The organism is Achromobacter denitrificans NBRC 15125 (genome assembly GCF_001571365.1).
GTDB lineage: Bacteria > Pseudomonadota > Gammaproteobacteria > Burkholderiales > Burkholderiaceae_B > Achromobacter > Achromobacter denitrificans.
The window spans coordinates 1-1,618 of the sequence record NZ_BCTQ01000089.1; the positions used below are offsets into that span (position 1 = coordinate 1).

Annotated in this window: 2 protein-coding genes; both read right to left on the reverse strand. The window is 67.3% G+C overall.

The features are described 5' to 3' along the window. Nucleotides 1–884 (reverse strand): electron transfer flavoprotein subunit alpha/FixB family protein (locus ADE01S_RS30975; RefSeq protein ID WP_062685584.1); only part of this gene is annotated, 884 nt, incomplete at its 3' end. A 2-nt stretch (nt 885–886) separates the two neighbouring features. Next, the coding region (locus ADE01S_RS30980) for an electron transfer flavoprotein subunit beta/FixA family protein (protein WP_062685585.1) at nt 887–1,618 on the reverse strand (732 nt) is incomplete at its 5' end.

The following is a 1,618-nucleotide window of genomic DNA, read 5'->3' on the forward strand; positions in this document are numbered from 1 at the left end:
ACGAGGCCATAATCGGCCACGCCGAAAATCGGGGCTTCCGGATCCTTGTTGATGGCGACGATGACCTTCGAATCCTTCATGCCGGCCAAGTGCTGGATGGCGCCCGAGATGCCGACCGCCACGTACAGCTGCGGCGCGACGATCTTGCCGGTTTGACCGACTTGCCAGTCGTTAGGCGCGTAGCCCGCGTCGACCGCGGCGCGCGAAGCGCCCAGGGCCGCGCCCAGCTTGTCGGCCAGCGGATCCAGGATCTTGAAGTTCTCGGCGCTGCCCAGACCGCGGCCGCCCGACACCACCACGCGCGCGCCGGCCAGCTCGGGACGGTCGCTCTTGGCGACTTCGCGGCCCACGAACGTGGACAGGCCCGAATCGGCAACCGCGGCGATCTCTTCCACCGCGGCGGAACCGCCTTGCGCGGCAACCGCGTCAAAGCCGGTGGTGCGCACGGTGATGACCTTCACGGCATCGGCCGACTGCACGGTGGCGATGGCGTTGCCGGCGTAGATGGGGCGCTGGAACGTATCGGCGGATTCCACGCCGATGATGTCGGAGATCTGCGCCACGTCGAGCTTGGCGGCGACGCGCGGGGCCACGTTCTTGCCCGAGGCGGTGGCCGGGAACAGGATGTGGCTGTAGCCCGAGGCCACGGCCAGCACCTGGGCCGCGACGTTCTCGGCCAGGCCGTCGGCCAGTTGCGGGGCATCGGCCAGCAGGACCTTGGCCACGCCGGCGGCGGCGGCGGCCTGGTCGGCCACGGCGCGCGCGTTGGCGCCGGCGACCAGCACGTGCACGTCGCCTCCGATCTTGGCGGCGGCGGCGACGGCGTTCAGGGTTGCGCCCTTGAGCTGGGCGTTATCGTGTTCGGCAATAACCAGCGTCGTCATGATCAGACCACCTTCGCTTCGTTCTTGAGTTTGTCGACCAGGGCCGCGACATCGGCCACCTTGATGCCGGCCTTGCGGGCGGGCGGCTCGCTGACCTTCAGCGTCTTCAGGCGGGGAGCGGGATCGACGCCCAGATCTTCGGGCGAGACGGTGTCCAGCTGCTTCTTCTTGGCCTTCATGATGTTCGGCAGCGTGACGTAGCGCGGTTCGTTCAGGCGCAGGTCGGTGGTGACGATGGCCGGCAGCTTGATCGTCAGCGTTTCCAGGCCGCCGTCGACTTCACGCGTGACCGTGGCCTTGCCGTCGGCCAGCTCGACCTTGCTGGCGAACGTGGCTTGCGGCCAGTCCAGCAGCGCGGCCAGCATCTGGCCGGTCTGGTTGGCGTCGTCGTCGATGGCCTGCTTGCCCAGGATGACCAGTTGGGGCTGTTCCTTGTCGACCAGCGCCTTCAGCAGCTTGGCCACGGCCAGCGGTTGCAGTTCGGCGTCGGTCTGGACCAGCACGCCGCGGTCGGCGCCGATGGCCATGGCCGTGCGCAGCGTCTCCTGGCATTGCGCAACGCCGCAGGAAACCGCCACGACTTCGGCGACGGCGCCCTTTTCCTTCAGGCGAGTCGCTTCTTCGACGGCGATTTCGTCAAAGGGGTTCATAGACATCTTCACATTGGCGATATCCACGCCAGTCTGATCAGACTTGACGCGCACCTTGACGTTGTAGTCAACGACGCGCTTGAC